Source organism: Streptomyces sp. NPDC126503, assembly GCF_040302405.1.
In the GTDB taxonomy this organism is placed as follows: Bacteria; Actinomycetota; Actinomycetes; order Streptomycetales; family Streptomycetaceae; genus Streptomyces; species Streptomyces gulbargensis.
Genome location: NZ_JBEORS010000043.1, coordinates 1 through 23328 on the forward strand (window position 1 = coordinate 1; position 23328 = coordinate 23328).

Sequence of the window (23328 nt, forward strand, 5' to 3'; positions counted from 1 at the left end):
TGATCGTCGGCGATGACAAGCCGGATCATGCGAACTCCGTCAGAGAGAGGTCTACCGCCAGGGTTGTCCCCTGTCCCGGGGCGGCGTTGATGGTGGGTGGCACTCTGTGCCACCCGCCCCTCGGTGTCTCGCGCGCTCAGATCCAGCCGTCCAGCGGGACCTCCTCGCAGAGCCGGACCACCGGCCTGCGGCCGGAGGAGCCCGCCCCGGCGAGCTTGACCCGCACGCCCGGCCGCACCGCGTGCAGCGGCCCGTCGACCCGGCAGCGGACGACGAAACCCTCCGCCATGTGCACCGGCCAGAGGTCCGCCTCGGCCGCGGTGGTCCCGCGCCGTACGGAGATCACGCCTTCGCCCTCGCTGAGTTCGGGGACGAGGTCCGTCGACCCGCAGGTGGGGCAGAGCAGGCGCTGGAACGTGGTGTTCCGGCACCATCGGCAGCGCTGGAAGTAGAGCTCGGCCTCGTCGGCCTGCTCCTCGGTCCGGACGGCGGTCCCGCTCCTCAATCCCGTGTGGAACACGATGCCTTCTCCTCGCACTCGGCGGCTCGACCGTGCATGGAGCAAAGATATGGCACTGAGTGCCATCAAATAAAGACCTCAGTTCCCTGAATTAGAGATACTGAGGACCCTCGGAGGCTCTCAGCCCTCCCCGAGGCTCGACTCCACCTCGCGCACCACGCGCCACATGGGCGTGGAGCGCTTGGTGATGACCACGACGACGTCCTCGGCTTCCTCCGCCGGCGCGTCCGCCACCGCGTCCGGGCTCCAGGTGGCGCGGACGAACTCCAGCGCCCGGTCGACCTCGGCCAGCGGGTCGCCCTCACCGCCGGACCGCAGCCAGTGGCGCAGGGCGTGGTTGTGGGCGGCCACGACGGCGGCGGCGGCCACGTTGGCGCGCAGCGTCCCGTCCCTGCGGTCGGCCCAGCGGGTGCGCAGGTAGTCGCCGAGGGTCTTCTCGTACCGCCAGACCACCGAGAGCTCGTACGTGCGCAGCCCGGCCACCTCACGGGTGAGGCGGTAGCGCTGGACGGAGAAGGTGGGGTTCTCCGCGTACATCCGCATGACCAGCCGGGCCGCGTCGCAGACCCGGACCATCGGGTCGTCGGTGTCCGCGCTCGCGGCGAGGAAGCGGGTCATGTCGTCGAGGCACTGCTCGTGGTCGGGGAAGACCACGTCCTCCTTCGACGGGAAGTACCGGAAGAACGATCGCCGGCCGACCCCGGCGAGAGTGACGATGTCGTCCACGGTCGTCTGCTCGTAGCCCCGCTCCAGAAAGAGGCGGAAGGCCGCGGCGATGAGGGAGTCCCGCATCGCGGGCTTCGTGGAGTTCGTCGACGCTGTTCCCATGCCCCGAACCTAACATCGGAAGCGCGCCGGCGCGGCACTCGGTGTCGGGGATTATCGACACCGAGTGCTGTAACCGGGGTACGGAGGCCCCACGCGGCAGGAGGGGTCAGCGGGCGGCCATGCGCAGCGCGCCGTCCATCCGGATCGTCTCGCCGTTGAGGTAGTCGTGCTCGGCGATCATCGTGACGAGCCGGGCGTACTCCTCCGGGCGGGCGAGGCGCTGCGGGAAGGTCACGCTCGCGGCGAGCCCCGCCCGGATCTCCTCGCTGAACCCGGCCATCATCGGGGTGTCGACGATGCCCGGCGCGACGGTCACGACGCGGATGCCGTACTGCGCCAGGTCGCGGGCGGCGGTGACGGTCATGCCGGCGACCCCCGCCTTGGAGGCGGCGTACGCGATCTGTCCCACCTGGCCCTCGAAGGCGGCGATGGAGGCGGTGTTGACGACCAGGCCGCGCTGGCCGTTCCCGTCGGGCTCGTGCCGGGCGATGACCTCGGCGGCGAGCCGCATCACGTTGAAGGTGCCGACCAGGTTCACGTCGAGCACCGTGCGGAAGAGGTCCAGGTCGTGCGGGCCCTTGCGGCCGAGGACGCGCGCGGAGGGGGCGATGCCGGCGCAGTTCACCGCGAGCCGGAGCCGCGCGCCGTCGGCGTCGATCGCTGCGAGCGCCGCGCGGACCTGCTCCTCGTCGGTGACGTCGGCCGGGAGCAGCCGGACGCCGTCGGGCAGCGGTCCCGCGGCGGCGACGGCCTTGTCCAGGTCCAGGCCGTAGACGGCGGCGCCCCGGGCCGCGAGGGCGGCGGCGGTGGCGGCCCCGAGGCCGGATGCGGCACCGGTGACGAGAGCGGCGGAGCCGGCGATGTCCATGGAACTCCTCGTTGGTGTCGTGCGGGTGTCCCTGCCGCCGGGGTGGCCGGCGGCAGGGGGCGCGTCCCCGCGGGGTGACCGCGCGGTCTGCGCGATCTGCGCCGCTCACCATAGAACCCCAGGCCACGCCCCTGGAAGGAAAATCCGGCCGATCGGCGAGGGGCGGCGTGCGGTGGGGGACGGTACGGGGCGGGGGCCGGAACGGCCGCGGCGGGATGCGGCGCGCGCAGGCGTCGCGCCTGGCCGGGGACGAGCCGGGGACACCGGCCTCGCGGGGGCCGGGGGCGCCATCGGCCCGGTCCCCCGAACGTGCCGAACCCCGGCCCGCCCGCAACGGGGGAGTGCGGGCCGGCCGGGGTGGCGACCCGAGCATACGCCCGATTTCGTTTAATCCGAAATCATCTCGGGTCGCTCCCGGCGCGGCCGTCACCCCTGCGGCTGGGCGAGCCCCCGGCTGATGACCAGGCGCTGGATCTGGTTCGTCCCTTCGAAGATCTGCATGATCTTCGCCTCGCGCATGTAGCGCTCGACCGGGAAGTCGCGGGTGTAGCCGTAGCCGCCGAGGACCTGGACCGCGTCCGTGGTGACCTTCATCGCCGTGTCCGTGGCGATGAGCTTGGCGGCACTGGCCTGGCGGCTGAAGGGACGGCCGAGGTCACGGCGGCGGGCCGCGTCCAGGTAGGTGGCGCGGGCGGCGTCGACCGCGGCGGCCATGTCGGCGAGGAGGAAGCCGAGGCCCTGGTGGTCGACGATCCGGCGGCCGAAGGTGGTCCGCTCGTTGGCGTACGAGACGGCGGCGTCGAGCGCGGCCTGCGCGAGGCCCGTGGCGCAGGCCGCGATGCCGAGGCGGCCGTTGTCGAGGGCGCTGAAGGCGATCTGGAGGCCCTGGCCTTCCTGGCCGATGAGCCGGTCCTCGCCGATGAGGGCGCCGTCCCAGTACGCGGCCGTGGTCGGCACCGCCTGGAGGCCCATCTTGCGCTCGGGGGCGCCGAAGGTGAGGCCTTCGGCCTCGCCCGGGGCGAGGAAGCAGGAGACGCCGTGGCTGCCGGGGGCGGTGCGGGCGAAGAGGGCGTAGAAGCCGGCCTTGCCGCCGTGGGTGATCCAGGCTTTGGTGCCGGTGACGCGGTACCCGCTGCCGTCCGCCTGGCGCTCGGCCTTGCAGGAGAGCGCGGCCGCGTCGGAGCCCGCCTGGGGCTCGGAGAGGCTGTAGCCGCCGATGGCGCGGCCCTCCAGCATGGCCGGCAGCCAGCGTTCCTTCTGCTCGGTGGTGCCGAAGGCGTACAGGGGGTGGCAGGCGAGGGTGTGGACGCTGGTCGCGACGGCGACGGCGGCCCAGCGGGCGGCCAGCTCCTCCAGGACCTGCAGGTAGACCTCGTACGGCTGGCCTCCGCCGCCGTACTCCTCGGGGTAGGCGAGGCCCAGGAGCCCGGCCTGGCCGAGGGTGGCGAAGAGACCTTCGGGATAGGTCTCGGCGGCCTCGTGCTCGTCCACCCGCGAAGAGAGCTCCTTGTCGGCGATCTCCCGGGTGAGGGCGATGAGGTCCGCCGCCTCGGGGGTGGGAAGCAGGCGGTCGACATCCATGGCGACTCCATCGGCGCGCGAAGTGGTACTCGGCGGGGTACTTCAGTACCGCTTAGCGTAGCGGGCCCAGGTGGGGCCGTCACCCCGAACGGGCGCCTGGAATACTGTTCGGGTGATCGAGACCCGAGCCGCCGACGCCCCGAAGCTCACGGGCCGGGGCGCGGCGCGTCGTTCCGCCCTCTTCGAGGAGCTGGTGGCGCTCCTCGTCGCCGAGGGCTTCGCCCAGCTGACCCTGGACGACCTCGCCTCCCGGCTGCACTGCTCGAAACGGACCCTCTACGGCCTGGCCGACAGCAAGGAACAGCTCGTCAGGGCGGCGGTCGTGCACTTCTTCCGCCGGGCCACCGCGCGCGTGGAGGCGGATCTCGCCGCAGAGACCGCCCCGGCCGAACGGCTCGCGGCCTACCTGCGGGCGGTCGCCGCCGAACTGGCGCCCGTCTCGCCCCGCTTCTTCGACGACGTGGCCGCCTTCGAGCCGGCCGCGGAGGTGTACGAACGGAACACGCGCGCCGCGGCGGGCCGGGTCCAGCAGCTCATCGAGGAGGGGGTGGCGGCCGGCGTCTTCCGGGAGGTGCACGTGACCTTCGCCGCCGACGTCATCTCCTCGGTCATGGTCCGCATCCAGCGGCGGCAGGTGGCCGCGGCGACCGGCCTCGCCGACGCGGAGGCCTACGAGCAGCTGGCCGAACTGCTCCTCCACGGCCTGCGCAAGGGCTGACCGGCCGCTCCCCGGAGCGGTACGCGGGAGGTGCGCCCGACCGCGGGGCGGACGGCGCGCTCGCAGCCGCCCGTACCGCTCCCCCGTCACGCGGAACGCGCCCCCCTGTCCCCCGCAACGGGCTTCAGGGGGGCGCGCTCGCGGTGCCGGCGTGCGGAGAGGCCGGCGGCCCGGGGGTCTGGTTGCCGCCGGCCGGCAGGGTGACGTTCGGGACCTCGGCCGGTCGGGGACGGCTCGCACGGCAGCTCCAAAAGGGGCCGACCGGGTCCGGACGTGCCACGGAGCACCCGGGCGGGAAGCCGCCCGGGTGCTCCGTACTCCCGCGTACTCGCGCGACCGGTCTACGCGACCGAGCCGAGGCGGCCGTCCGGGGCGCGCGGGGAGTCGTGGTGGATGGGGGTGTGGGCGCCGGTGAGGGAGACGCCGCTGCCGCCGCGGCGGGCGGCGACGATCTCCGCGCCGATGGAGAGCGCCGTCTCCTCCGGTGTCCGGGCGCCGAGGTCCAGCCCGATGGGGGAACGGAGCCGGGCCAGCTCGAGTTCGGTGACGCCGACCTCGCGCAGGCGCTTGTTGCGGTCCTCGTGGGTGCGGCGGGAGCCCATCGCGCCGACGTAGGCGACGGGGAGCCTGAGGGCCGCCCGGAGCAGCGGTACGTCGAACTTGGCGTCGTGCGTGAGCACGCACAGGACGGTACGGCTGTCGGTCTCCGTCGACTCCAGGTAGCGGTGGGGCCACTCGACGACGATCTCGTCCGCCTCGGGGAAGCGGGCGCGGGTCGCGAAGACGGGGCGGGCGTCGCAGACGGTGACGTGGTAGCCGAGGAACTTGCCGACCCGGACGAGGGCGGAGGCGAAGTCGATGGCCCCGAAGACGATCATGCGGGGGGCGGGAACCGAGGACTCGACCAGGAGGGTGACCGGCTGCCCGCAGCGGCTGCCGTCCTCACCGATCTCGACGGTGCCGGTGCGGCCGGCGTCCAGGAGTGCCCGGGCCTCGGCGGCGGCGGTGCGGTCCAGTTCGGGGTGGCCGCCCAGCCGGCCCTCGTACGAGCCGTCGGGGCGGACCAGCAGGGCGCGGCCCAGCAGGTCCTCCGGTCCGGAGACGATCCGGGCGAGGGCCGCGGCCTCGCCGGAGGCGGCGGCCGCGAGCGCGGCGGGGAAGACCCCGCCGCGCACGGGGGTGACGAGGATGTCGATGACGCCGCCGCAGGTGAGACCGACGGCGAAGGCGTCCTCGTCGCTGTAGCCGAAGCGCTCCACGACGGTCTTCCCGTCCTGGAGGGCCTGTTGGCAGAGCTCGTAGACCGCGCCCTCCACACACCCGCCGGAGACCGATCCGATGGCCGTTCCCTCGCCGTCGACGGCGAGGGCGGCGCCGGGCTGCCGGGGCGCGCTGCCGCCGACGGCCACGACGGTGGCGACGGCGACGTCACGGCCCTGCCCGACCCACCGGTGCAGCTCTTCGGCGATGTCCAGCATCTCGGTTCTCCTCCGGTTGGTGTGGGGAGGGCTGCGGTGCGGCGGGGTCAGCCGACGCCGAGCCAGCTCTCGATGGGGTGGATGGCGAAGTAGACGACGAAGACCGCCGTGAGGGCCCACATGAAGGCTCCCACCTCGCGTGCCTTGCCCTGCGCCGTCTTGATCACGGCGTAGGAGATGACGCCGGCGGCGACACCCGTGGTGATGGTGTACGTGAACGGCATCAGGACCACGGTGAGGAACACCGGGATCGCGACGGACCGGTCGCTCCAGTCCACGTGCTTGGCGTTCTGCATCATCATCGAGCCGATGACCACCAGGGCCGCGGCGGCGACCTCCTGCGGCACGATCGCGGTGAGCGGGGTGAAGAACAGGCAGAGGGCGAAGAAGCCGCCGGTGACCACGGAGGCCAGACCGGTGCGGGCGCCCTCGCCGACGCCGGTGGCGGACTCGACGAAGACCGTCTGCCCGGAGGCGCCGCCCGCGCCGCCGATGATGCCTCCGGCGCCGTCGATGAAGAGGGCCTTGGACAGGCCAGGCATGCGGCCCTTGTCGTCGGCGAGCTTGGCCTCGGTGCCGACGCCCAGGATGGTCGCCATGGCGTCGAAGAACCCGGCGAGCACCAGGGTGAAGACGATCATGGTGACGGTGATGTAGCCGACGTCGCCCCAGCCGGTGAAGGAGACGTGCCCGAGGAGGGAGAAGTCGGGGGCGGAGACGGCGCTGCCGTCGAGCTCCGGCGGGCCGGAGAACCAGGACTTGGCGGGGATGTCGGCGATCGCGTTGAGGACGACGGCGAGGACCGTTCCCGCGACGATGCCGATGAGGATCGCGCCGGGGACGTTGCGGGCCTGGAGCGCGAAGATCAGCAGGAGGGTGACGGCGAAGACGAGGACCGGCCAGCCGGCCAGTTCACCGGCCGGGCCGAGGACGACGGGGCCGCCGCCGGGCGCCGGGTTCTCGTGGACGAAGCCGGCCTTCACGAAGCCGATGATGGCGATGAAGAGGCCGATGCCGATGGTGATGGCGTGCTTGAGGGCCAGCGGGATGGCGTTCATGATCATCTCACGGAGGCCGGTGACGACCAGGAGACAGATCACGGCGCCGTACGCGACCGACATGCCCATGGCCTGGGGCCAGGTCATGACGGGCACGACCTGCGAGGCCATGACACCGGAGACGCTCAGGCCGGCGGCGAGGGCGAGCGGCACCTTGCCCCAGAAACCCATCAGCAGAGTGGTCGCGGCGGCGGCGAGGGCCGTGGCGGTGATGAGCGCGGGCTGGCTGAGCGCGTTGCCCGCGACGTCCTTGCCGCTGAGGATCAGGGGGTTGAGCAGGAGAATGTACGCCATCGCCATGAAGGTGGTGACGCCGCCGCGAATCTCCGTCGCGACGGTGGATCCTCTCTCCGAGATGTGGAAATACCGGTCGAGCCAGGATCGTCCGGCGGGGTTGCGCGAGCCGGAGCCCGCGTCCTCTGCGGTGGTCCTGGGCTCCACTGACGACTGGGTCATGGGGCCTACTCCCAAGGTTCAAAGGGGCACCCGCAACAGCGGTCGGGGCTCTCCGTGCTGTGAGACTGCGGGATTTGGGATGGTGCGTGGGCTGCACGACCCGGGGGACGGCCCGAGACGAACGGGTACTGCGGGGTGCTGCGGGGTCCCGGCGTACTGGGTGGGTACGGCCGGGCTCCGGGCGGTGCGGGCTGGGGACGCGTGACGTTCCTGGGAGGCACGCACCGCCCGGAGGGTCCTACAGGGTGCCGGTGAGCGCCTCGGGGCGGACCGGCGTCTTGTTGAGCTCCAGGCCCGTCGCGTTCCGGATCGCCGCGAGGACGGCCGGGGTGGACGAGAGCGTGGGGGCCTCTCCGATACCGCGGACGCCGTAGGGGGCGTTCGGGTCCGCCAGTTCGAGGTAGTCGACCGGGATGGTCGGCGTGTCGAGGATGGTGGGGATGAGGTAGTCGGTGAAGGAGGGGTTGCGCACCTTCGCCGTCTTCGGGTCGACGATGATCTCCTCCATCACCGCGACGCCCAGGCCCTGGGTCGTACCGCCCTGGATCTGGCCGACGACGGAGAGGGGGTTGACCGCCTTGCCGACGTCCTGGGCGCAGGCCAGCTCGATGACCTTGACCAGGCCGAGCTCGGTGTCCACCTCCACCACCGCGCGGTGCGCGGCGAAGGCGTACTGGACGTGGCCGTCGCCCTGGCCGGTGACGAGGTCGAAGGCCTGGGTCGGACGGTGCCGCCACTCCTCCTCGACCTCGATGGCCTCGCCCTCCAGGACGTCCGCGATCGTGGCGAGGGCCTCGCCGCCGTCGGTGACGACCTTGCCGCCCTCCAGGAGGAGTTCGGCGGTGGCCCACGCCGGGTGGTACGAGCCGAACTTGCGCCGGCCGATCTCCAGGAGACGCTCGCGGACGAGCTCGCAGGAGTTCTTGATGGCGCCGCCGGTCATGTACGTCTGGCGGCCCGCGGAGGTCGAACCGGCCGAGCCCACCTGGGTGTCGGCGGGGTGGATGGTGACCTGCTGGACGCCGAGCTCGGTACGGGCGATCTGGGCGTGGATGGTGACGCCGCCCTGGCCGACCTCCGCCGCGGCGGTGTGGACGGTGGCGACGGCCTCGCCGTTGATGACCTCGAGGCGGATCTTCGCCGTCGAGTAGTCGTCGAAGCCCTCGGAGAAGCCGACGTTCTTGATGCCGACGGCGTAGCCGACGCCGCGCACGACGCCCTCGCCGTGGGTGGTGTTGGACAGGCCGCCCGGCAGCGCGCGGACGTCCGCGCCCTCACCGGCGGACTCCCACTGGCGCTCCGGCGGCATCGGGCGGGCCTTGACCCGGCGCAGCAGCTCGGCGACCGGGGCCGGCGAGTCCACGACCTGGCCGGTCGGCATGATCGTGCCCTGCTCCATGGCGTTGATCTGGCGGAACTCGACCGGGTCCATGCCCAGCTTCGCCGCCAGCTTGTCCATCTGCGCCTCGTAGGCGAAGCAGGCCTGGACCGCGCCGAAGCCGCGCATGGCGCCGCAGGGCGGGTTGTTGGTGAAGAGGCCGATCGCCTCGATCTCGACGTCGTCGACGACGTAGGGGCCCACCGAGAGGGACGAGGCGTTGCCGACGACCGAGACCGTGGAGGAGGCGTAGGCGCCGCCGTCCAGGACGATCTTGCACTTCATGTGCGTGAGCTTGCCGTCCTTGGTGGCGCCGTGCTCGTAGGAGAGCTTCGCCGGGTGCCGGTGGACGTGTCCGAAGAAGGACTCGTACCGGTTGTAGACCATCTTGACCGGCTTGCCGGTGTGCAGGGCGAGGACGGAGGCGAGGATCTGCATGGAGATGTCCTCGCGGCCGCCGAAGGCGCCGCCGACGCCGGCCATCGTCATGCGGACCTTCTCCTCGGGCAGGCCGAGGCAGGGCGCGATCTGCTCGCGGTCCGCGTGCAGCCACTGGGTGGCCACGTAGAGGTCGACGCCGCCGTCCTCGGCGGGCACCGCGAGGCCGGACTCCGGGCCGAGGAAGGCCTGGTCCTGCATGCCGAAGGTGTACTCGCCCCTGACGATCACGTCGGCCCGCTTGGCGGCCTCGTCCACGTTGCCGCGGATGATCGGCTGGCGGTGCACGATGTTGGGGTGCGGGACGTGCTTGGCGTGCTTGTCGGTGCGGTTCTCGTGCACGAGGATCGCGTCGGGGGCGGTCGCCGAGGCCTCGTCGGTGACGAGGGGCAGCTCCCTGTACTCGACCTTGATCTTCGCGGCGGCGCGGCGGGCGGTCTCCGGGTGGTCGGCGCCCACGAGCGCCACCGGCTCGCCGTGGTGGCGCACCTTGCCGTAGGCGAGCACCGGGGTGTCGCGGAACTCCAGGCCGTAGTTCTTCGCGGCCGGCAGGTCCTCGTGGGTCAGGACGGCGTAGACGCCGTCCATCGCGAGGGCCTCGGAGGTGTCGATGGACACGATCTCGGCGTGCGCGACCGGGGAGCGCAGGATCTGGCCCCACAGCATGTCCTCGTGCCACATGTCCGAGGAGTAGGCGAACTCGCCGGTGACCTTGAGGGTGCCGTCCGGGCGCAGGGTGGACGCGCCGACACCGCCCCTGGTGTGGTTCTGGGTGACCTCGGTGGGCGTTCCCACCGGTACGGTACGGGTGTTCTGAGCCATCGTCAGACCGCCTCTCCCTGGCGCTCCTGGCGAGCGGCCGCGAGGCGGACCGCGTCGAGGATCTTCTCGTAACCGGTGCAGCGGCAGAGGTTGCCGGAGAGCGCCTCGCGGATGTCCGCGTCCGACGGGGACGGGTTGCGCTCCAGCATCTCGTCGGCCGCGACGAGCAGACCGGGGGTGCAGAAACCGCACTGCACGGCGCCGGCGTCGATGAAGGCCTGCTGGATCGGCGAGAGTTCGACTCCCTCACCGGTCTGCGAGTCCTGGCCGGGCCTGGCCTCCCAGCGCTTGGCCTCGTCGAGCGAGGTGCCGCAGGCGCCGGAGGCGCAGCCGCCCCCGTGGCCGTGCTCCTCGCGCTGCTTGGCGTACTCCGCCAGGCCCTCGACGGTGACGACGTCCCGGCCCTCGACCTGGCCGGCGGCGACCAGACAGGAACAGACCGGCACGCCGTCGAGACGGACGGTGCAGGAACCGCACTCGCCCTGCTCACAGGCGTTCTTGGAGCCCGGCAGGCCCAGGCGTTCGCGCAGGACGTACAGGAGGGACTCGCCCTCCCAGACGTCGTCGGCTTCCTGGGGACGGCCGTTGACGGTGAAATTGACGCGCATGGTTATGCAGCTCCCTCAAGCGTGCGGCCGGCGCCGCGGTACTGCTCCCAGGTCCAGGCGAGCTGGCGGCGAGCCATGATTCCGACGGCGTGGCGGCGGTACTTGGCCGTGCCGCGGACGTCGTCGATGGGGTTGGCGGCGGCGGAGCACAGGTCGGCGAACTGCTTGGCGACCGACGGCGTGATGATCTTGCCGTTGTCCCAGAAGCCGCCCTCCTCCAGGGCCGCGTTGAGGAACTCCTCGGCCTCCTTGGCGCGGATCGGGGTGGGCGCGGCCGAGCCGATGCCGGTGCGTACGGTACGGGTCTCCGGGTGGAGGGCCAGGCCGAAGGCGCAGACGGCGATGACCATCGCGTTGCGCGTGCCGACCTTGGAGTACTGCTGGGGGCCGTCCGCCTTCTTGATGTGGACGGTCTTGATGAGCTCGTCGGGCTCCAGGGCGTTGCGCTTCACGCCCGTGTAGAACTCGTCGATCGGGATGAACCGGCTGCCGCGCACCGACTCGACCTCGACCTCGGCGCCCGCGGCGAGCAGGGCCGGGTGGGTGTCGCCGGCGGGCGAGGCGGTGCCGAGGTTGCCGCCGACGCCGCCGCGGTTGCGGATCTGCGGCGAGGCGACGGTGTGCGAGGCGAGCGCCAGGCCGGGGAGTTCCGCGCGCAGGTTCTCCATGATCCGGGTGTAGGGAACGGAGGCACCGAGGCGCACGTTCTCCTCGCCGACCTCCCAGTCGCGCAGCAGCTCGATGCGGTTCAGGTCGAGGAGGTACTCGGGCCGCCGGTGGTCGAAGTTGATCTCGACCATGACGTCGGTACCACCGGCGATCGGCACGGCCGTGGGGTGCTCGGCCTTGGCGGCGAGCGCCTCCTCCCAGCTGGCGGGGCGAAGGAAGTCCATGGTGGCTCTCTTCTAGATTCTGGTGATCGGGGGCGTACGCGCGGGCCCGGGGATGGACGGCCGGCCCTCGACTTCGTGTTCATGTCCTGTTCACGCGGTGTGTGGCCTAGTACACAAGCCCCGTCGGCCCCGGTGTAGCCACCGAAAACATGAAGGAGTTGGCTGGGGCCCGTCGTCGTCTTGTAGATTCGAACGAAAGACGGAGAACAGAAACCTCTCCGTTTTCCCCTGGAAACGGTGGCACCACTGCACCGTCGACAACGCGACAGACACACCACAGACGAGAAGGAACGGCGGCGACACGATGCGGCTGCGCGCACTGCTGGAGAACGACGCGCTCGGGCTGCGCCTGCTCGGCGGCGAGGACGAGCTGGACCGCACCGTCCGCGGCGTGATGACGACGGACCTCAAGGACCCGAGCAGGTACCTCTCCGGCGGCGAGCTGGTGCTGACGGGTCTGGCGTGGCTCCGCGAGCCGGCCGACGCCGAGCCCTTCGTACGGATTCTGGCCTCGGCCGGGGTGGCCGCGCTGGCGGCGGGCGAGGCGGAGCTCGGCGACATTCCGGACGATCTGGTGCAGGCGTGTTTGCGCCACCGACTCCCGCTGTTCGCGGTGAACGAGTCCGTTGCGTTCGCGACGATCACCGAGCACGTTGTTCGACAGGTCTCCGGTGAGCGGGCGGGTGACCTCGCCGCCGTCGTCGACCGCCACAGGCGCCTGATGACCTCGGGCCCGGCCGGCGGCGGCCCCGAGGTCGTCCTGGATCTGCTCGGTTCCGACCTGGACCTGCGCGCCTGGGTCCTCTCCCCCACCGGCCGCCGGATCGCGGGCGCGGGCGACCCGCTGGACGCGCCCCTCGCCGCCACCCTGGCCGGGGAGCACCTGGCCGCCACCCGTACGGGCCGGCGCGGTCCCCACCGGGTGACCGCCGCCGGTACGACGTACTCGCTCTTCCCGATCCGCAACACCGGCCGCGGTGCCCCGCCCGCCTCCCGGGACGTGCGGGAGACGGTCCTGTCGGACTGGCTCCTCGCCGTCGAGGCCGATGCCGGGGACTGGCCCGCCGCCCGCCTGGACCTGCTCCAGGGCGTGACGCAGCTGATCGCCGTCGAGCGGGACCGGCGCGACGCGGCCCGTACGGTACGGCGCCGGCTCGCGCAGGAGGTGCTGGAGCTGGTGCAGACGGGCGCCGCCCCCGCCGAGATCGCGGCCCGGCTGCGGGTCGCCGCCCCCGTGCTGCTGCCGGGGCTCGGCACCGCGCCGCAGTGGCAGGTGGTCGTGGCCCGGGTCGACTGGGAGCAGGACGCGGGGCAGGGCACCTCCGTCGACGGCGGCCCGGTCGCGCAGGCCCTCCTGGAGGAGATCCTCGTCGACCCGGCTACGGTCGGCCCCGAGTCGGCGGACCGGATCGCCGTCGCGCACAGCGGCGACGAGGCCATCGCGCTCGTGCCGCTGGTGGCCGCGCCGCTGCCGGAGAGCGAGGACGAGGGCCCGGCGACCGTGCTCGGACTGCACGCGGACGCCCTCCTCGCGGCCGTACGGGCGCCGCTCTCGGCCGGCCTCGCCGACGACGGGCGCCTCACCCTGGGCGTCAGCGCGGCCGTCCACTCGGCGGAGGGCCTGCGCGGAGCCCTGGAGGAGGCCCGGCACGCCCGCCGGGTCGCCGCCGCCCGCCCGGGCCGGGTCTGCGCCGCCGGGCACCACGAGCTGGCCTCGCACGTGCTGCTGCTGCCCTTCGTCCCGGACGACGTCCGCCGCGCGTTCACGGCCCGCCTCCTGGACCCGCTGCGCGACTACGACCGGCGCCACCGTGCGGAGCTCATCCCGACCCTGGAGGCCTTCCTGGACTGCGACGGCTCCTGGACGCGCTGCGCGACCCGGCTGCACCTGCACGTGAACACGCTGCGGTACCGGGTGGGCCGCATCGAGCAGCTCACCGGGCGCGACCTGTCGCGCCTGGAGGACAAGCTCGACTTCTTCCTCGCGCTGCGGATGAGCTGACCGGCGACGCACGCCCCGGCCGCCGGCCCGGCCCCGAGGGGCGGGGGCGCCGCGCGGGCCGGGCCGGGGCGGGCGGGCGCCGCGCGGACCGGGGCGGCTCGCACGGTTCCGCGGGGCCCTCACCCTCCGGGGGGAGCCGTCAGCGGCGCCCCGACCTCGGGAATTCACACCTTCGGGTTAGCCCTCCGGAGTGAGGGGCCGGCCGTCGGCCGATCTTCGGCGTCCGTCCGGCAGGGGCGCCGAGGGCTGCCTGATCACGGGCCCGCGGGCGCTCCGGGGGCCGTCCCGCCGGTGGCCGAAGATCGCCGCCACCCACCCCCGCGTACTTGTGAAAACTTTCACCTGACCTCTTGGCGGGTGCCCCCGTTCGTGCTGAGATGCGGGTCTACTCAACAGCTCGATGGCGCGCTCGGGGAGGGCAATGTGGCGGACACCGCCATGTCTGGTTCCGAATCAAGGGGTGGCGACCGTCCGTCCCTCGCCTACGGCAAGGAGACTCCTGTGGAGACCGCCATATGGCGGCTCCGCTCCCGGGGCTGCTGGACGGACGCCGCCGCGCTGCTCGCGCCCCGGGCGTCCGAACCGGCGGCCGCGCTGGAGAGGGCGGCGCTGCTCATCGAGCGCTGCCTCTACACCGAACAGGGCTGGGCCGAGGCGGAGGAGGCCCTGCGGGCCGCCGAGGCGGTCGCCCGGACCGACGAGGAACGCGGGGCCGCCGCCTGCGAACGCGGCTATCTGGCCTACGCGTCCACGCTGCTCGGGGTCCGCGACCGGGCCGACGAGGCCCGGATGGCGCTGGGCCGGGCCGCCGCGCTGATCGGTCCCTCCGCGGGGGGCCGCCCGCTGTTGGACTTCCGGCGCGGCCTGGTGGCGCAGAACCTCGGCGACTCCCCGCAGGCGGCCCGCGCCGCCTACCGCAGGGCGCACGCCGGCGCGGCCGACCGGGGCGACGCGCTGCTGCTCTCCTCCACCTGGCGCCATCTCGCCGGACTCGCTTTACGGGAGGGGGAGTTGGCGGAGGCGCGGCACGGCTTCGCCGAGTCGCTGCGGATCCGCGAGGAGCTCGGCTACCTGGTCGGCACGGCCCCGGCGCTCACCGCGCTGGCCGACACCGAGACGGAGCCCGAGGCGGGACGGCTGCGCGCCGAGGCGCGGCGCCTGTTCCGTCTCCTCGGCGGGGTGCCGACCTGGCTGGCGGCGCAGCTGACTCCCCGTACCGCCTGACACACCGGCAGACGCAAGTCTGGTGACCGTCCGTCACCAGACGCGGGGGGTGAGGCGGACCAGGGTCTCGTCGGTGCCGAGCAGGAGATCGCCGTCGCCCGTGACCGCGACCGCGCGGAGGGCCGGGCCCGGCCGGAAGGACGGGCGCGGCCCTCCGTCCGGGCGGTGCAGGGCCACGAGGCCGTCGGCCCAGGCGACGGCGACGAGCGGTCCGTGCGGGGTGTCGGCGGCGTGCAGGGAGACCACAGGGGCCGCGCGCTCCGCGAGGGGTTCGGGGCGCGGGGCGCGCCCGGGGGTCCAGAGGCGGACCGTACCGTCCGCGCCGCCCGAGCAGACGAAGGGCGTCGCGGTGTCCAGGGCGGTGACCGCCGTCACCCGGCCGCTGTGCAGGGCCGCCTGGTGCAGGCCGGTCAGCCCGAAGGCGTGCACCGAGCCGAGGCGGTCGCCGACGACCACGGAGCCGCCTATCGCCGCGAGGGCGGTGCCCGGGTGCCGGGACAGGGTGGTGGAGACGGCCTCGGTCAGACGCCGCAGGTACGGGGGGCGGGGCGCCGTCCCGCCGACCGTGTGCAGCCGCCCCCGTTCGTCCAGGAGCAGCACCGTCCCGTCCGGGGTGGGCGCGAGCGCGGTCACCCGGCCCGGCACCTCGTGCGGCAGCCGCCCGGCGGGGCTGGCGTCGGCGGTGCGCAGCAGGCGTACGGCTCCGGTGCGGTCGCCGACCAGGAGCAGGCCCTCCTGGGGGCCGCCGGCCGCCCCGAGCACGGCGACCGGGCCGGGCCAGGGCGGGGTGAGGTCGCCCCGGGCGCGGGTCCACCGGACGCGCCAGGCGGCTCCTTCCGCGAGCGCGGTGAGCGCGGGCCGCGCCCGGGGGTCCGCCCCGTCGCCCAGCGCGGCGAGCAGTACGGCGGCGCGGTCCTCCGGCGTCTGGTCCCGGCAGAGCGCCTGCCCGGCGCGCAGCCAGGCGGTGCGCAGTCCGCCGTGCGGGTCCCCGGCGGGGCCGTCCGGGGTCCCGGGGGTGCCGGGGCGGGCCTCCGTGGCGTACCCCGTGGTGACGAGCAGCGGGTCGGCCGCGCAGACGGCGACCGGGTCGGAGAGGTCGGGCAGCGGCCGGGCGGCCGGCTCCGGCGGCGTGCCGCCGGTGTCCGGGGCGGGCTCACCGTCCAGGTCGACGAGGGTGACGCGGCGTGCGGCTGCCCGCAGGGCGGCGGGGGCCGGGGTGCCGGTGCGGACCTCCACGACGAGCCGGACGCGGCCGACCCCGGCGAGGCCGGTGATCAGTTCGGTCAGCGCCTCGGGTTCGGCGGCGGCGTGCAGGTCGGTGAGGAGGAGCACCGCCCGGCCGGTGCGGCGGTCCTCTCCGGTGGCGAGGGCGTCCACGAGGTCGTCGGGGGTCGCGGCCACCACCCCGAGGTGGTTCGCGATGGTCCAGGCCGCGCCGAGCGCGCTCTGCCCGGCCAGCGGGACGAGCACCCGGGCGGGCCGCCGCCGCGCCCGGGCCCGCGCGGCCCGCGCACCGTGCGAGGCGAGCCAGCCCAGCAGGGCCGTCTTGCCGCTCCCCGCGGCCCCCGTGACCAGGCACAGCCGGGGCGCCTCGGGGTCGGTGAGCCAGCCGAGCAGGGCCGTGGCCTCGGCTTCCTCACCGGTGACGGCTCGGCGGCCCTCCCATGCCGGGAACGGGGTCGCGGACGGCATGGAACACCTCACGTACGGCACGGGTGCGAGCGAACGGACGCCCTCGACCTTAGTGGGCCGCGCGCCGCCGGGGACCCCCCGGTGGATCACCTCCCGGAGCGGCCTCCCCGGCTCCGGGGGTTCCGCCGGGGCAGTCAGCCCACCGAGCCGGTGAAGTGCTCCCTGACCAGGGATTCCACGACGGTGAGGTCACGGGCGACGAGGGCGTCCAGGAGAGCCCGGTGTTCGGCGGCGTCGGCGACGAGGTCCGCGTGGCGGAGGGCGGGCGCGCTGATCAGGGGCCACTGGGAGCGGCGGTGGAGGTCGTCGGCGACGGTGAGGAGCTGTTCGTTGCCGGCGAGGGAGAGGACCGCGCGGTGGAAGGCGCGGTCGGTCTCGGCGTAGTGGGCGCGGTCGCCGCGCGCCGCCGCGGCGGCGGTGGCCTCGGCGAGCGGGCGGAGGGCGGCCCAGTCGGCCGAGGGCACGGTGCGGGCGAGGCGGAGCATGACCGGGACCTCCAGGAGGGCGCGGACCTCCGCAAGTTCGGCGAGTTCGCGCGACGTGCGTTCGATCACACGGAAGCCGCGGTTGGGGACCACCTCGACGGCGCCTTCGACGGCGAGGCGCTGCATGGCCTCGCGGACGGGGGTGGCGGAGACGCCCAGGCGCTCGCCGAGGGCGGGGGCGGAGTACACCTGCCCCGGGGCGAGCTCGCCGCCCACGAGCGCGGTGCGCAGGGCGTCGAGGACCTGGTCGCGCACGGAGTGGCGGTGCACCTGGCGGGGCACCGGCCCGGGGGCGGGGGCGCCCGCCCCGTACCCGTCCTCGTCCCACCCGCCGTGGGTGTGCTCGCCGCGTGCCACCTGTTCGGGCACGCGTGCGGCCCGCCCGGACGGCGGGGACGGCCTCTCCGCCGCCCGCTCGCGCGCTGCGCCCTGCTCCACCCGGGTCCTCCTGCGGCCTCGTACCGGGCCCGGCTCGCGATACCGGGATCCCCTGTGCACGATAGGCGAACGGGCGACACGCGAGGTCACGGGCTCTCGTGGTGATGAGAGATCGAGAGTGATCGGGTAAGGTAAGGCTTACCTGCCAACGATCGCGATTCGGTGGTCCGCATGACCGTCCCCGCCCTGTTGCCCGCCCGCACCGCCTCGTCCGCCCCGTCCGGCTCGCAGGCCCCGGCGCCGGTGCCCGCCTCCCCCGTCGCGGCCGCGTACGCCCGGCTGACCGAGGTGTTCCCGGGCCTGCGGGTGGAGGAGACGGCCGGGGAGGCGCGGGTGCCGCGCGGCGCGGGCTGGATCGGCTCGGACGAGCTGGCGGACGGCGGCCCCGGGCTCGACGCCTTCCTCGCCCGGGACGAGGCGCAGGTGCTCCGCGACTACGGGCAGGAGGCCCGCCCCGACGTGATCGCGAGCTTCGCGCTGCACCGCTACGCCTGGCCCGCCTGCCTGCTCGTCACGGTCCCCTGGTTCCTGGAGCGCCGGGTCCCCCGGCTGCCCGCCCCGCACGTCGCCTTCCACCGGGCCACCGGCCGCATGGCCGTGCGGATCGAGGAGTTCGCCTGCCTGCCCGGCGATCCGGCCGCCGCCCTGCCGGGCGCCCGGGTCGTCCCGGACGAGGAGGCCCTGCGCGCCGAGGTGCGGGCCTCGCTCGCCGAGCACTTCGAGGCGGTCCTCGACGGCTTCCGCCCCCGGATGCGCCGTGGGAGCCGGGCCCTGTGGGGCATGGCCACGGACGAGATCGTCGAAGGCCTCTGGTACATCGCGGCCCTGCTCGGCGAGGAGGAGCGGGGGAAGGCGGAGCTCGAACTGCTGCTGCCGGGCACGGCCAAGCCGTACGTGGGCGGGGCCGGTTTCCGTGAACTGCCGGGCACCGGGGGCCCGGACGGCGCCCCGCACACCACCCGTGACCGGGCCGCCTGCTGCTTCTTCTACACCCTGCGGCCCGAGGACACCTGCCTCACCTGCCCGCGCACCTGCGACGCGGAGCGCGTCCGCCGCCTGGCGGCCCCGGCGGCCACCGCCTGACCCTCCCCGGGAAGCCCACTCGGGGAAGTCCGCACCTTACGCCACCCCCAGGGGTGACGTCTGTCGAACACAACCCCCCTTCCCCGCAAGCGCGTTCGGCCAGAACGTACCCGTTCGTGCGCCCTGCGTCCCCTATGGCGTGCACTTGCCCGGAAACCCCGTGCGCGCCCCACAGGGTCGGCCAGTATGGGCGGCCAAAGGCCCTACTGCGATGCAAGGGACACCGCATGAGACTGACCGACATATCGCTGGACTGGCTGCTTCCGGGCGGCGTGATGGTGGCCGGGGTCGTGACGGCGGTGGCGGTGCTCGCGCGCGGGAAGCGCGCCGGTGACCAGGCCGCGGCGGAGGACTCCTGGGAACGCAGCGAGGAGCGTCGCAGACGCAAGGAGGCCATCTACGGATTCGCCTCGTACGGCCTGCTGTTCTGCTGCGCCGCCGTGGCGGCGGCGCTCTCCTTCCACGGGCTCGTGGGCTTCGGCCGGCAGAACCTCAACCTGTCGGGCGGCTGGGAGTACCTCGTCCCCTTCGGGCTGGACGGCGCGGCCATGTTCTGCTCGGTCCTCGCCGTGCGCGAGGCCAGCCACGGCGACGCGGCGCTCGGCTCGCGGCTGCTCGTGTGGCTGTTCGCCGGAGCCGCGGCCTGGTTCAACTGGGTGCACGCCCCGAGGGGCCTGGGTCACGACGGCGCGCCCCAGTTCTTCGCGGGCATGTCCCTCTCGGCGGCGGTCCTCTTCGACCGGGCGCTGAAGCAGACCCGCCGGGCGGCCCTGCGCGAGCAGGGCCTGGTGCCCCGTCCGCTGCCGCAGATCCGGATCGTCCGGTGGCTGCGGGCGCCCCGGGAGACCTTCGCCGCCTGGTCGCTGATGCTCCTGGAGGGCGTACGGACCCTGGACGAGGCCGTGGACGAGGTGCGGGAGGACCGGCGGGAGAAGGAGCGCAACCGCGTCCGCCGCCGCGAGCAGGCCAAGCTCGACCGGGCCCGGATCAAGGCGCTCAACCGGCAGCACCGCGCCTTCGGGCTCGGCCGGGGCGGGCGTCAGGTGGAAGTGGCGGCGCTGGCCGCCGGTGCGGGGACCGGCGGCGGTGCGGGCGCCGGAGCGGAGGCGGGGCCGGCTTCCGGCTCCGGTTCCGGTTCCGCGACGGGCTCCGTGCAGGCGGCCGTCGCGGAACCGGCCATAGCGGATCCGGGACAACTGCCTCTTCGGCCCCGGCCCTCCCTGCAAGCCGTCAGGGGAACTGAGTCACGGACGGTGGACCTCACCGCCGAGGACGACACCCAGACGCTGCCCCGGCTCGACTCCCTGGAGCGCAAGCTCAAGGACCTGGAGCAGCAGTTCGGCTGACCACCGCGCCTCCCGCGCGAGCGGCGGGGCCGCCCTCAGGCGGCCCCGCCGTTCAGTTCGAACCAGACGACCTTGCCCACCCCGTGCTCCTCGACCCCCCAGGAGTCGGCCAGTTCCCGTACGAGGACCAGCCCCCGTCCGTGCGTACCGTCGTCGGCGGGCGGTACGGGCGGACGGGTGAGCCCCGGGACGAAGTCGCGGACCTCCACCCGGAGCTGCTCCGGCACGACCGTCGCGGTCACGACGGCCCCGTGGTCGGTGTGGACGAGAGCGTTGGTCACCAGTTCGCTGGTGAGCAGCTCGGCCACGTCACAGGCGCCCGGCGCGCCCCAGGCCCGCAGCAGTGCGCGCAGCGCGTGACGCACCTCCGGCACCGCGGTGAGATCCGCGCACCCCACCTTCCTGAGCAGTCGCGTCGGCTGTCCTGCCTCCCCGGCCATATCCCCCACCCAAGCGTCGCGTCGAACAGGTCCCCGGAAGGCTGCCCCGCCCGCACGCCCGCATGCCCGCGCGACGGCACCCGTCAGGGCCGCGGCACGTTGCGGAGGTTGGAGCGGGCCATCTGGAGCATGCGGCCGACGCCGCCGTCGAGGACGATCTTGCTGGCGGAGAGGGCGAAGCCGGTCACCATCTCGGCCTTGATCCTGGGCGGGATGGAGAGGGCGTTGGGGTCGGTGACGACGTCCACGAGGGCGGGGCCCTTGTGGCGGAAGGCGTCCTTGAGGGCGCCGGCGAGCTGTTTGGGCTTCTCGACGCGGACACCGTAGGCGCCGGCGGCGCGGGCGACGGCGGCGAAGTCCGGGTTCTTGTAGGACGTTCCGTAGGAGGGCATGCCGGCGACGAGCATCTCCAGGTCGACCATGCCGAGCGAGGAGTTGTCGAACAGGACGACCTTCACCGGGAGGTCGTACTGGACGAGGGTGAGGAAGTCGCCCATGAGCATGCTGAAGCCGCCGTCACCGGACATCGACACGACCTGCCGGTTGCGGTCGGTGAACTGGGCGCCGATGGCCTGGGGCAGGGCGTTCGCCATGGAGCCGTGGCTGAACGAACCGATGATCCTGCGGCGCCCGTTGGGTGAGATGTAGCGGGCGGCCCACACGTTGCACATGCCCGTGTCGACGGTGAAGACGGCGTCGTCGTCCGCCAGGTCGTCGAGGACCGAGGCCACGTACTCGGGGTGGATGGGGACGTGCTTCTCCACCTTGCGGGTGTAGGCCTTGACGACTCCTTCGAGGGCGTCGGCGTGCTTCTTCAGCATCTTGTTCAGGAAGCGGCGGTTCGTCTTCGGCCGGACGCGGGGGATGACACAGCGCAAGGTCTCGCGGACGTCGCCCCAGACGGCGAGGTCGAGGCGGGAGCGGCGGCCGAGGCGTTCGGGCCGGACGTCGACCTGGACGATCTTCACGTCGTCGGGCAGGAAGGCGTTGTACGGAAAGTCGGTGCCGAGCAGGATCAGCAGATCGCACTCGTGCGTGGCCTCGTAGGCGGCGCCGTAGCCGAGCAGTCCGCTCATCCCCACGTCGTACGGATTGTCGTACTGGATCCATTCCTTGCCGCGCAGCGCGTGGCCGACGGGGGCCGCCAGCCGTTCGGCGAACTGCATCACCTCGGCGTGGGCCCCCGCGGTGCCGCTGCCGCAGAACAGCGTCACCCGGTCGGCGGCGTCGATCATCCGCACGAGGGCGTCGATCTCGGCGTCACCCGGCCGGACGGTGGGGCGGGTGGTGACGAGGGCGGTGCCGGAGGTCTTCTCGGGGGCCGGCTCGGAGGCGATGTCGCCGGGCAGGGAGACCACGCTGACGCCGCCCCGGCCGACGGCGTGCTGGATGGCGGTGTGCAGCAGCCGGGGCATCTGCTGCGGGGTGGAGATGAGTTCGCTGTAGTGGCTGCACTCGCGGAACAGCTGGTCGGGGTGGGTCTCCTGGAAGTAGCCGAGGCCGATCTCGCTCGACGGGATCTGCGAGGCGAGGGCGAGAACCGGGGCCATGGACCGGTGGGCGTCGTACAGGCCGTTGATGAGGTGCAGATTGCCCGGCCCGCAGGAGCCGGCGCAGGCGGCGAGGCGGCCGGTGATCTGCGCCTCGGCGCCGGCCGCGAAGGCGGCGGTCTCCTCGTGCCGCACCTGGATCCAGTCGATGGCGGGGGTGCGGCGGATGGCGTCGACGACGGGGTTCAGGCTGTCGCCGACCACTCCGTAGAGGCGCTGGACGCCCGCCCGGACGAGGATGTCGACGAACTGTTCTGCGACATTCTGTTTGGCCATGGGTCCATATAACCCACGGCCCGGCCGGTTACGCCTCCCAGACGGCCACTCCCGTACGGTCGTCGGCGTAACCCGTCACCCTCAGCTGGGTGTCGGCGAGGAAGGCGGCGAGGCCGGGGGGTTGGCCGCCCCACCGCCCGGCGAGTTCCCGGGCGAGGGCGGGTTCGCCGCGCAGCGGGTCGGCGAGTCCGGGCGAGGCGAGGAGCAGGGTGTCCCCGGGCCGGGCGACGGACGCGCGGAAGCGGAACGGCTCGGCGGGCGGCGGGACGGGCTCCTCGACGAGGGGGCCGGGTGCGGTCGTGATCCCGAGGTCCATGGTGAGCCGGTCCCCCTCCCCGGTGGCCTCCCCGGCCCCGGCGGGGGTGGGGGGCGGCGGGGAGCCGAAGCCGACGACGGGGGCCCCGGTGACGGCGGTCGCGTCGGGCGGCAGCGGCTCCAGGTCCTGCCAGGCGCCGTCGCGGAGCCGGAAGAGGCCTCCGCCGCCGATGCCGAAGAACACGCGGGTGCGGCAGGCGGGATCGGCGGTCACGAGGAGGCAGCGCAGGGCCGCGGTGTACGCCTCGGGGGCGACGCCCCGCTCGGCGGCGCGGGCGCGGAGTCTGCCGTACGTACGGTCGGTGAGCCGGTGGAGTCCCGATTTGAGATCGCCGCGGCGACCGGACCTGATGTCCTCGGAGAGGCGGGCGTGGCTGCGGCCGACGGCCTCGGCGATCCAGCGGCAGGCGTCGGCGGCGGCGAGGTGGGCGTCCTCGGCGGCGCGCGTGCCGGCGGCGACGGCGACGAGGACGAGGGCGCCGTCGTCGTGGCCGAAGCGGGCGGTGAGCAGGGCGTCCCGGCGGAGTTCGCCCCGGAAGCGGGCCGAGTCGCCCCGGACGGAGGCGGCGCGCAGGGTGCAGGTGCCGTAGCGGGCGCCGTCGAGGACGGTGTCGGCGACGAGGTCGTCGAGTTCGCCGGGACGGGCGGCGGGCAGGGCGGTGGGTTCGGGGTCGTACGTGGGAGGCCGGCCGCCGACGTGTCCGGTGCGGGGCCGGGGCGCGGGCACCTCGGCGGTGCGGCCCTCCGGCGCGGGCGGGGCCGACGCCGGCGCGCCGAGGCGCGTACGAACCCGTCCCCGGCGACCGACAGATACCGGCCTCCGGGCGCCCG

Annotated in this window: 19 protein-coding genes; 5 read left to right on the forward strand and 14 right to left on the reverse strand. The window is 73.8% G+C overall.

Features of this window, described 5'->3' with window-relative positions:
* Nucleotides 1-136 precede the first annotated feature (136 nt).
* From ABTY40_RS30125 to ABTY40_RS30140, 4 genes are all read right to left on the reverse strand, one after another.
* Complete coding sequence (locus tag ABTY40_RS30125) at nt 137-520, reverse strand: zinc ribbon domain-containing protein (RefSeq protein ID WP_309058213.1); 384 nt, start codon at nt 518-520, stop codon at nt 137-139.
* 120 nt (nt 521-640) lie between these two features.
* Nucleotides 641-1348, reverse strand: a complete 708-nt coding sequence (locus ABTY40_RS30130) for a TetR family transcriptional regulator (protein WP_309058214.1) — start codon at nt 1346-1348, stop codon at nt 641-643.
* A 106-nt stretch (nt 1349-1454) separates the two neighbouring features.
* Nucleotides 1455-2216 carry an SDR family NAD(P)-dependent oxidoreductase gene (locus ABTY40_RS30135; RefSeq protein WP_352062415.1) on the reverse strand — a complete coding sequence of 254 codons (762 nt, stop codon included), beginning with the start codon at nt 2214-2216 and terminating at the stop codon, nt 1455-1457.
* Nucleotides 2217-2642: 426 nt separating this feature from the next.
* Entirely contained in the window at nt 2643-3797 is a 1155-nt protein-coding gene (locus ABTY40_RS30140) for an acyl-CoA dehydrogenase family protein (protein WP_352062416.1), read from the reverse strand.
* Between the two features lie 112 nt (nt 3798-3909).
* On the opposite strand from ABTY40_RS30140, the gene ABTY40_RS30145 reads away from it, so the two are divergent.
* The gene (locus tag ABTY40_RS30145) at nt 3910-4515 is read left to right on the forward strand and encodes a TetR/AcrR family transcriptional regulator (protein ID WP_352062417.1); all 606 of its coding nucleotides are present in this window, start codon (nt 3910-3912) and stop codon (nt 4513-4515) included.
* A gap of 341 nt (nt 4516-4856) precedes the next feature.
* Here the strand turns inward: ABTY40_RS30145 and ABTY40_RS30150 are convergent, their stop codons facing one another.
* The 5 genes from ABTY40_RS30150 to ABTY40_RS30170 form a co-directional block, all read right to left on the reverse strand.
* Entirely contained in the window at nt 4857-5993 is a 1137-nt protein-coding gene (locus ABTY40_RS30150) for an XdhC family protein (protein ID WP_352062418.1), read from the reverse strand.
* Between the two features lie 47 nt (nt 5994-6040).
* A complete protein-coding gene (locus ABTY40_RS30155) occupies nt 6041-7507 on the reverse strand; it encodes an NCS2 family permease (RefSeq protein ID WP_352062419.1) in 1467 nt (488 codons plus the stop codon).
* A gap of 238 nt (nt 7508-7745) precedes the next feature.
* Nucleotides 7746-10145, reverse strand: coding sequence for a xanthine dehydrogenase subunit D (pucD, locus tag ABTY40_RS30160; RefSeq protein ID WP_352062420.1), 2400 nt, complete (start codon nt 10143-10145; stop codon nt 7746-7748).
* A 2-nt stretch (nt 10146-10147) separates the two neighbouring features.
* Nucleotides 10148-10753 (reverse strand): (2Fe-2S)-binding protein, encoded by a 606-nt coding sequence (locus ABTY40_RS30165; protein WP_345285953.1) that lies wholly within the window; start codon nt 10751-10753, stop codon nt 10148-10150.
* A 2-nt stretch (nt 10754-10755) separates the two neighbouring features.
* Complete coding sequence (locus ABTY40_RS30170) at nt 10756-11646, reverse strand: FAD binding domain-containing protein (protein WP_352062421.1); 891 nt, start codon at nt 11644-11646, stop codon at nt 10756-10758.
* Nucleotides 11647-11950: 304 nt separating this feature from the next.
* Between ABTY40_RS30170 and ABTY40_RS30175 the strand changes: the two genes are divergently transcribed.
* Nucleotides 11951-13648, forward strand: a complete 1698-nt coding sequence (locus ABTY40_RS30175; protein WP_352062422.1) for a PucR family transcriptional regulator — start codon at nt 11951-11953, stop codon at nt 13646-13648.
* 438 nt (nt 13649-14086) lie between these two features.
* On the forward strand, nt 14087-14872 hold the full coding sequence (locus tag ABTY40_RS30180) for a hypothetical protein (protein ID WP_345285958.1): 786 nt from the start codon (nt 14087-14089) through the stop codon (nt 14870-14872).
* A gap of 33 nt (nt 14873-14905) precedes the next feature.
* Here ABTY40_RS30180 and ABTY40_RS30185 read toward each other — a convergent pair whose 3' ends face one another.
* Together ABTY40_RS30185 and ABTY40_RS30190 are read right to left on the reverse strand one after the other, a co-directional pair.
* A complete protein-coding gene (locus ABTY40_RS30185) occupies nt 14906-16564 on the reverse strand; it encodes a hypothetical protein (protein WP_352062423.1) in 1659 nt (552 codons plus the stop codon).
* Between the two features lie 134 nt (nt 16565-16698).
* Nucleotides 16699-17487 carry a GntR family transcriptional regulator gene (locus tag ABTY40_RS30190; protein WP_352062424.1) on the reverse strand — a complete coding sequence of 263 codons (789 nt, stop codon included), beginning with the start codon at nt 17485-17487 and terminating at the stop codon, nt 16699-16701.
* A 171-nt stretch (nt 17488-17658) separates the two neighbouring features.
* Here ABTY40_RS30190 and ABTY40_RS30195 point away from each other — a divergent pair, with 171 nt between their 5' ends.
* Nucleotides 17659-18570, forward strand: coding sequence for a (2Fe-2S)-binding protein (locus ABTY40_RS30195; protein WP_352062425.1), 912 nt, complete (start codon nt 17659-17661; stop codon nt 18568-18570).
* A gap of 227 nt (nt 18571-18797) precedes the next feature.
* Nucleotides 18798-19916, forward strand: a complete 1119-nt coding sequence (locus ABTY40_RS30200; protein WP_352062426.1) for a DUF2637 domain-containing protein — start codon at nt 18798-18800, stop codon at nt 19914-19916.
* Between the two features lie 35 nt (nt 19917-19951).
* Here ABTY40_RS30200 and ABTY40_RS30205 read toward each other — a convergent pair whose 3' ends face one another.
* The 3 genes from ABTY40_RS30205 to ABTY40_RS30215 all read right to left on the reverse strand — a co-directional run.
* Nucleotides 19952-20356, reverse strand: a complete 405-nt coding sequence (locus tag ABTY40_RS30205) for an ATP-binding protein (protein ID WP_352062427.1) — start codon at nt 20354-20356, stop codon at nt 19952-19954.
* Nucleotides 20357-20439: 83 nt separating this feature from the next.
* Nucleotides 20440-22182: a pyruvate dehydrogenase gene (locus ABTY40_RS30210; protein WP_352062428.1), complete on the reverse strand. Its 1743-nt coding sequence runs from the start codon at nt 22180-22182 to the stop codon at nt 20440-20442.
* Between the two features lie 28 nt (nt 22183-22210).
* Nucleotides 22211-23328, reverse strand: a 1118-nt coding sequence (locus ABTY40_RS30215; RefSeq protein WP_352062429.1) for a protein phosphatase 2C domain-containing protein, incomplete at its 5' end; no start/stop codon positions are given.

Bases quoted from the DNA above. Each gene is read 5' to 3' on its own strand.
- ABTY40_RS30175 (WP_352062422.1), top strand. From the start codon at position 11,951: ATGCGGCTGCGCGCACTGCTGGAGAACGACGCGCTCGGGCTGCGCCTG.
- ABTY40_RS30210 (WP_352062428.1), bottom strand. From the start codon at position 22,182: ATGGCCAAACAGAATGTCGCAGAACAGTTCGTCGACATCCTCGTCCGG.
- ABTY40_RS30150 (WP_352062418.1), bottom strand. From the start codon at position 5,993: ATGCTGGACATCGCCGAAGAGCTGCACCGGTGGGTCGGGCAGGGCCGT.
- ABTY40_RS30205 (WP_352062427.1), bottom strand. From the start codon at position 20,356: ATGGCCGGGGAGGCAGGACAGCCGACGCGACTGCTCAGGAAGGTGGGG.
- ABTY40_RS30130 (WP_309058214.1), bottom strand. From the start codon at position 1,348: ATGGGAACAGCGTCGACGAACTCCACGAAGCCCGCGATGCGGGACTCC.
- ABTY40_RS30195 (WP_352062425.1), top strand. From the start codon at position 17,659: ATGACCGTCCCCGCCCTGTTGCCCGCCCGCACCGCCTCGTCCGCCCCG.
- ABTY40_RS30200 (WP_352062426.1), top strand. From the start codon at position 18,798: ATGAGACTGACCGACATATCGCTGGACTGGCTGCTTCCGGGCGGCGTG.
- ABTY40_RS30185 (WP_352062423.1), bottom strand. From the start codon at position 16,564: ATGCCGTCCGCGACCCCGTTCCCGGCATGGGAGGGCCGCCGAGCCGTC.
- ABTY40_RS30180 (WP_345285958.1), top strand. From the start codon at position 14,087: ATGTCTGGTTCCGAATCAAGGGGTGGCGACCGTCCGTCCCTCGCCTAC.
- ABTY40_RS30170 (WP_352062421.1), bottom strand. From the start codon at position 11,646: ATGGACTTCCTTCGCCCCGCCAGCTGGGAGGAGGCGCTCGCCGCCAAG.
- ABTY40_RS30165 (WP_345285953.1), bottom strand. From the start codon at position 10,753: ATGCGCGTCAATTTCACCGTCAACGGCCGTCCCCAGGAAGCCGACGAC.
- ABTY40_RS30135 (WP_352062415.1), bottom strand. From the start codon at position 2,216: ATGGACATCGCCGGCTCCGCCGCTCTCGTCACCGGTGCCGCATCCGGC.
- pucD (WP_352062420.1), bottom strand. From the start codon at position 10,145: ATGGCTCAGAACACCCGTACCGTACCGGTGGGAACGCCCACCGAGGTC.
- ABTY40_RS30155 (WP_352062419.1), bottom strand. From the start codon at position 7,507: ATGACCCAGTCGTCAGTGGAGCCCAGGACCACCGCAGAGGACGCGGGC.
- ABTY40_RS30140 (WP_352062416.1), bottom strand. From the start codon at position 3,797: ATGGATGTCGACCGCCTGCTTCCCACCCCCGAGGCGGCGGACCTCATC.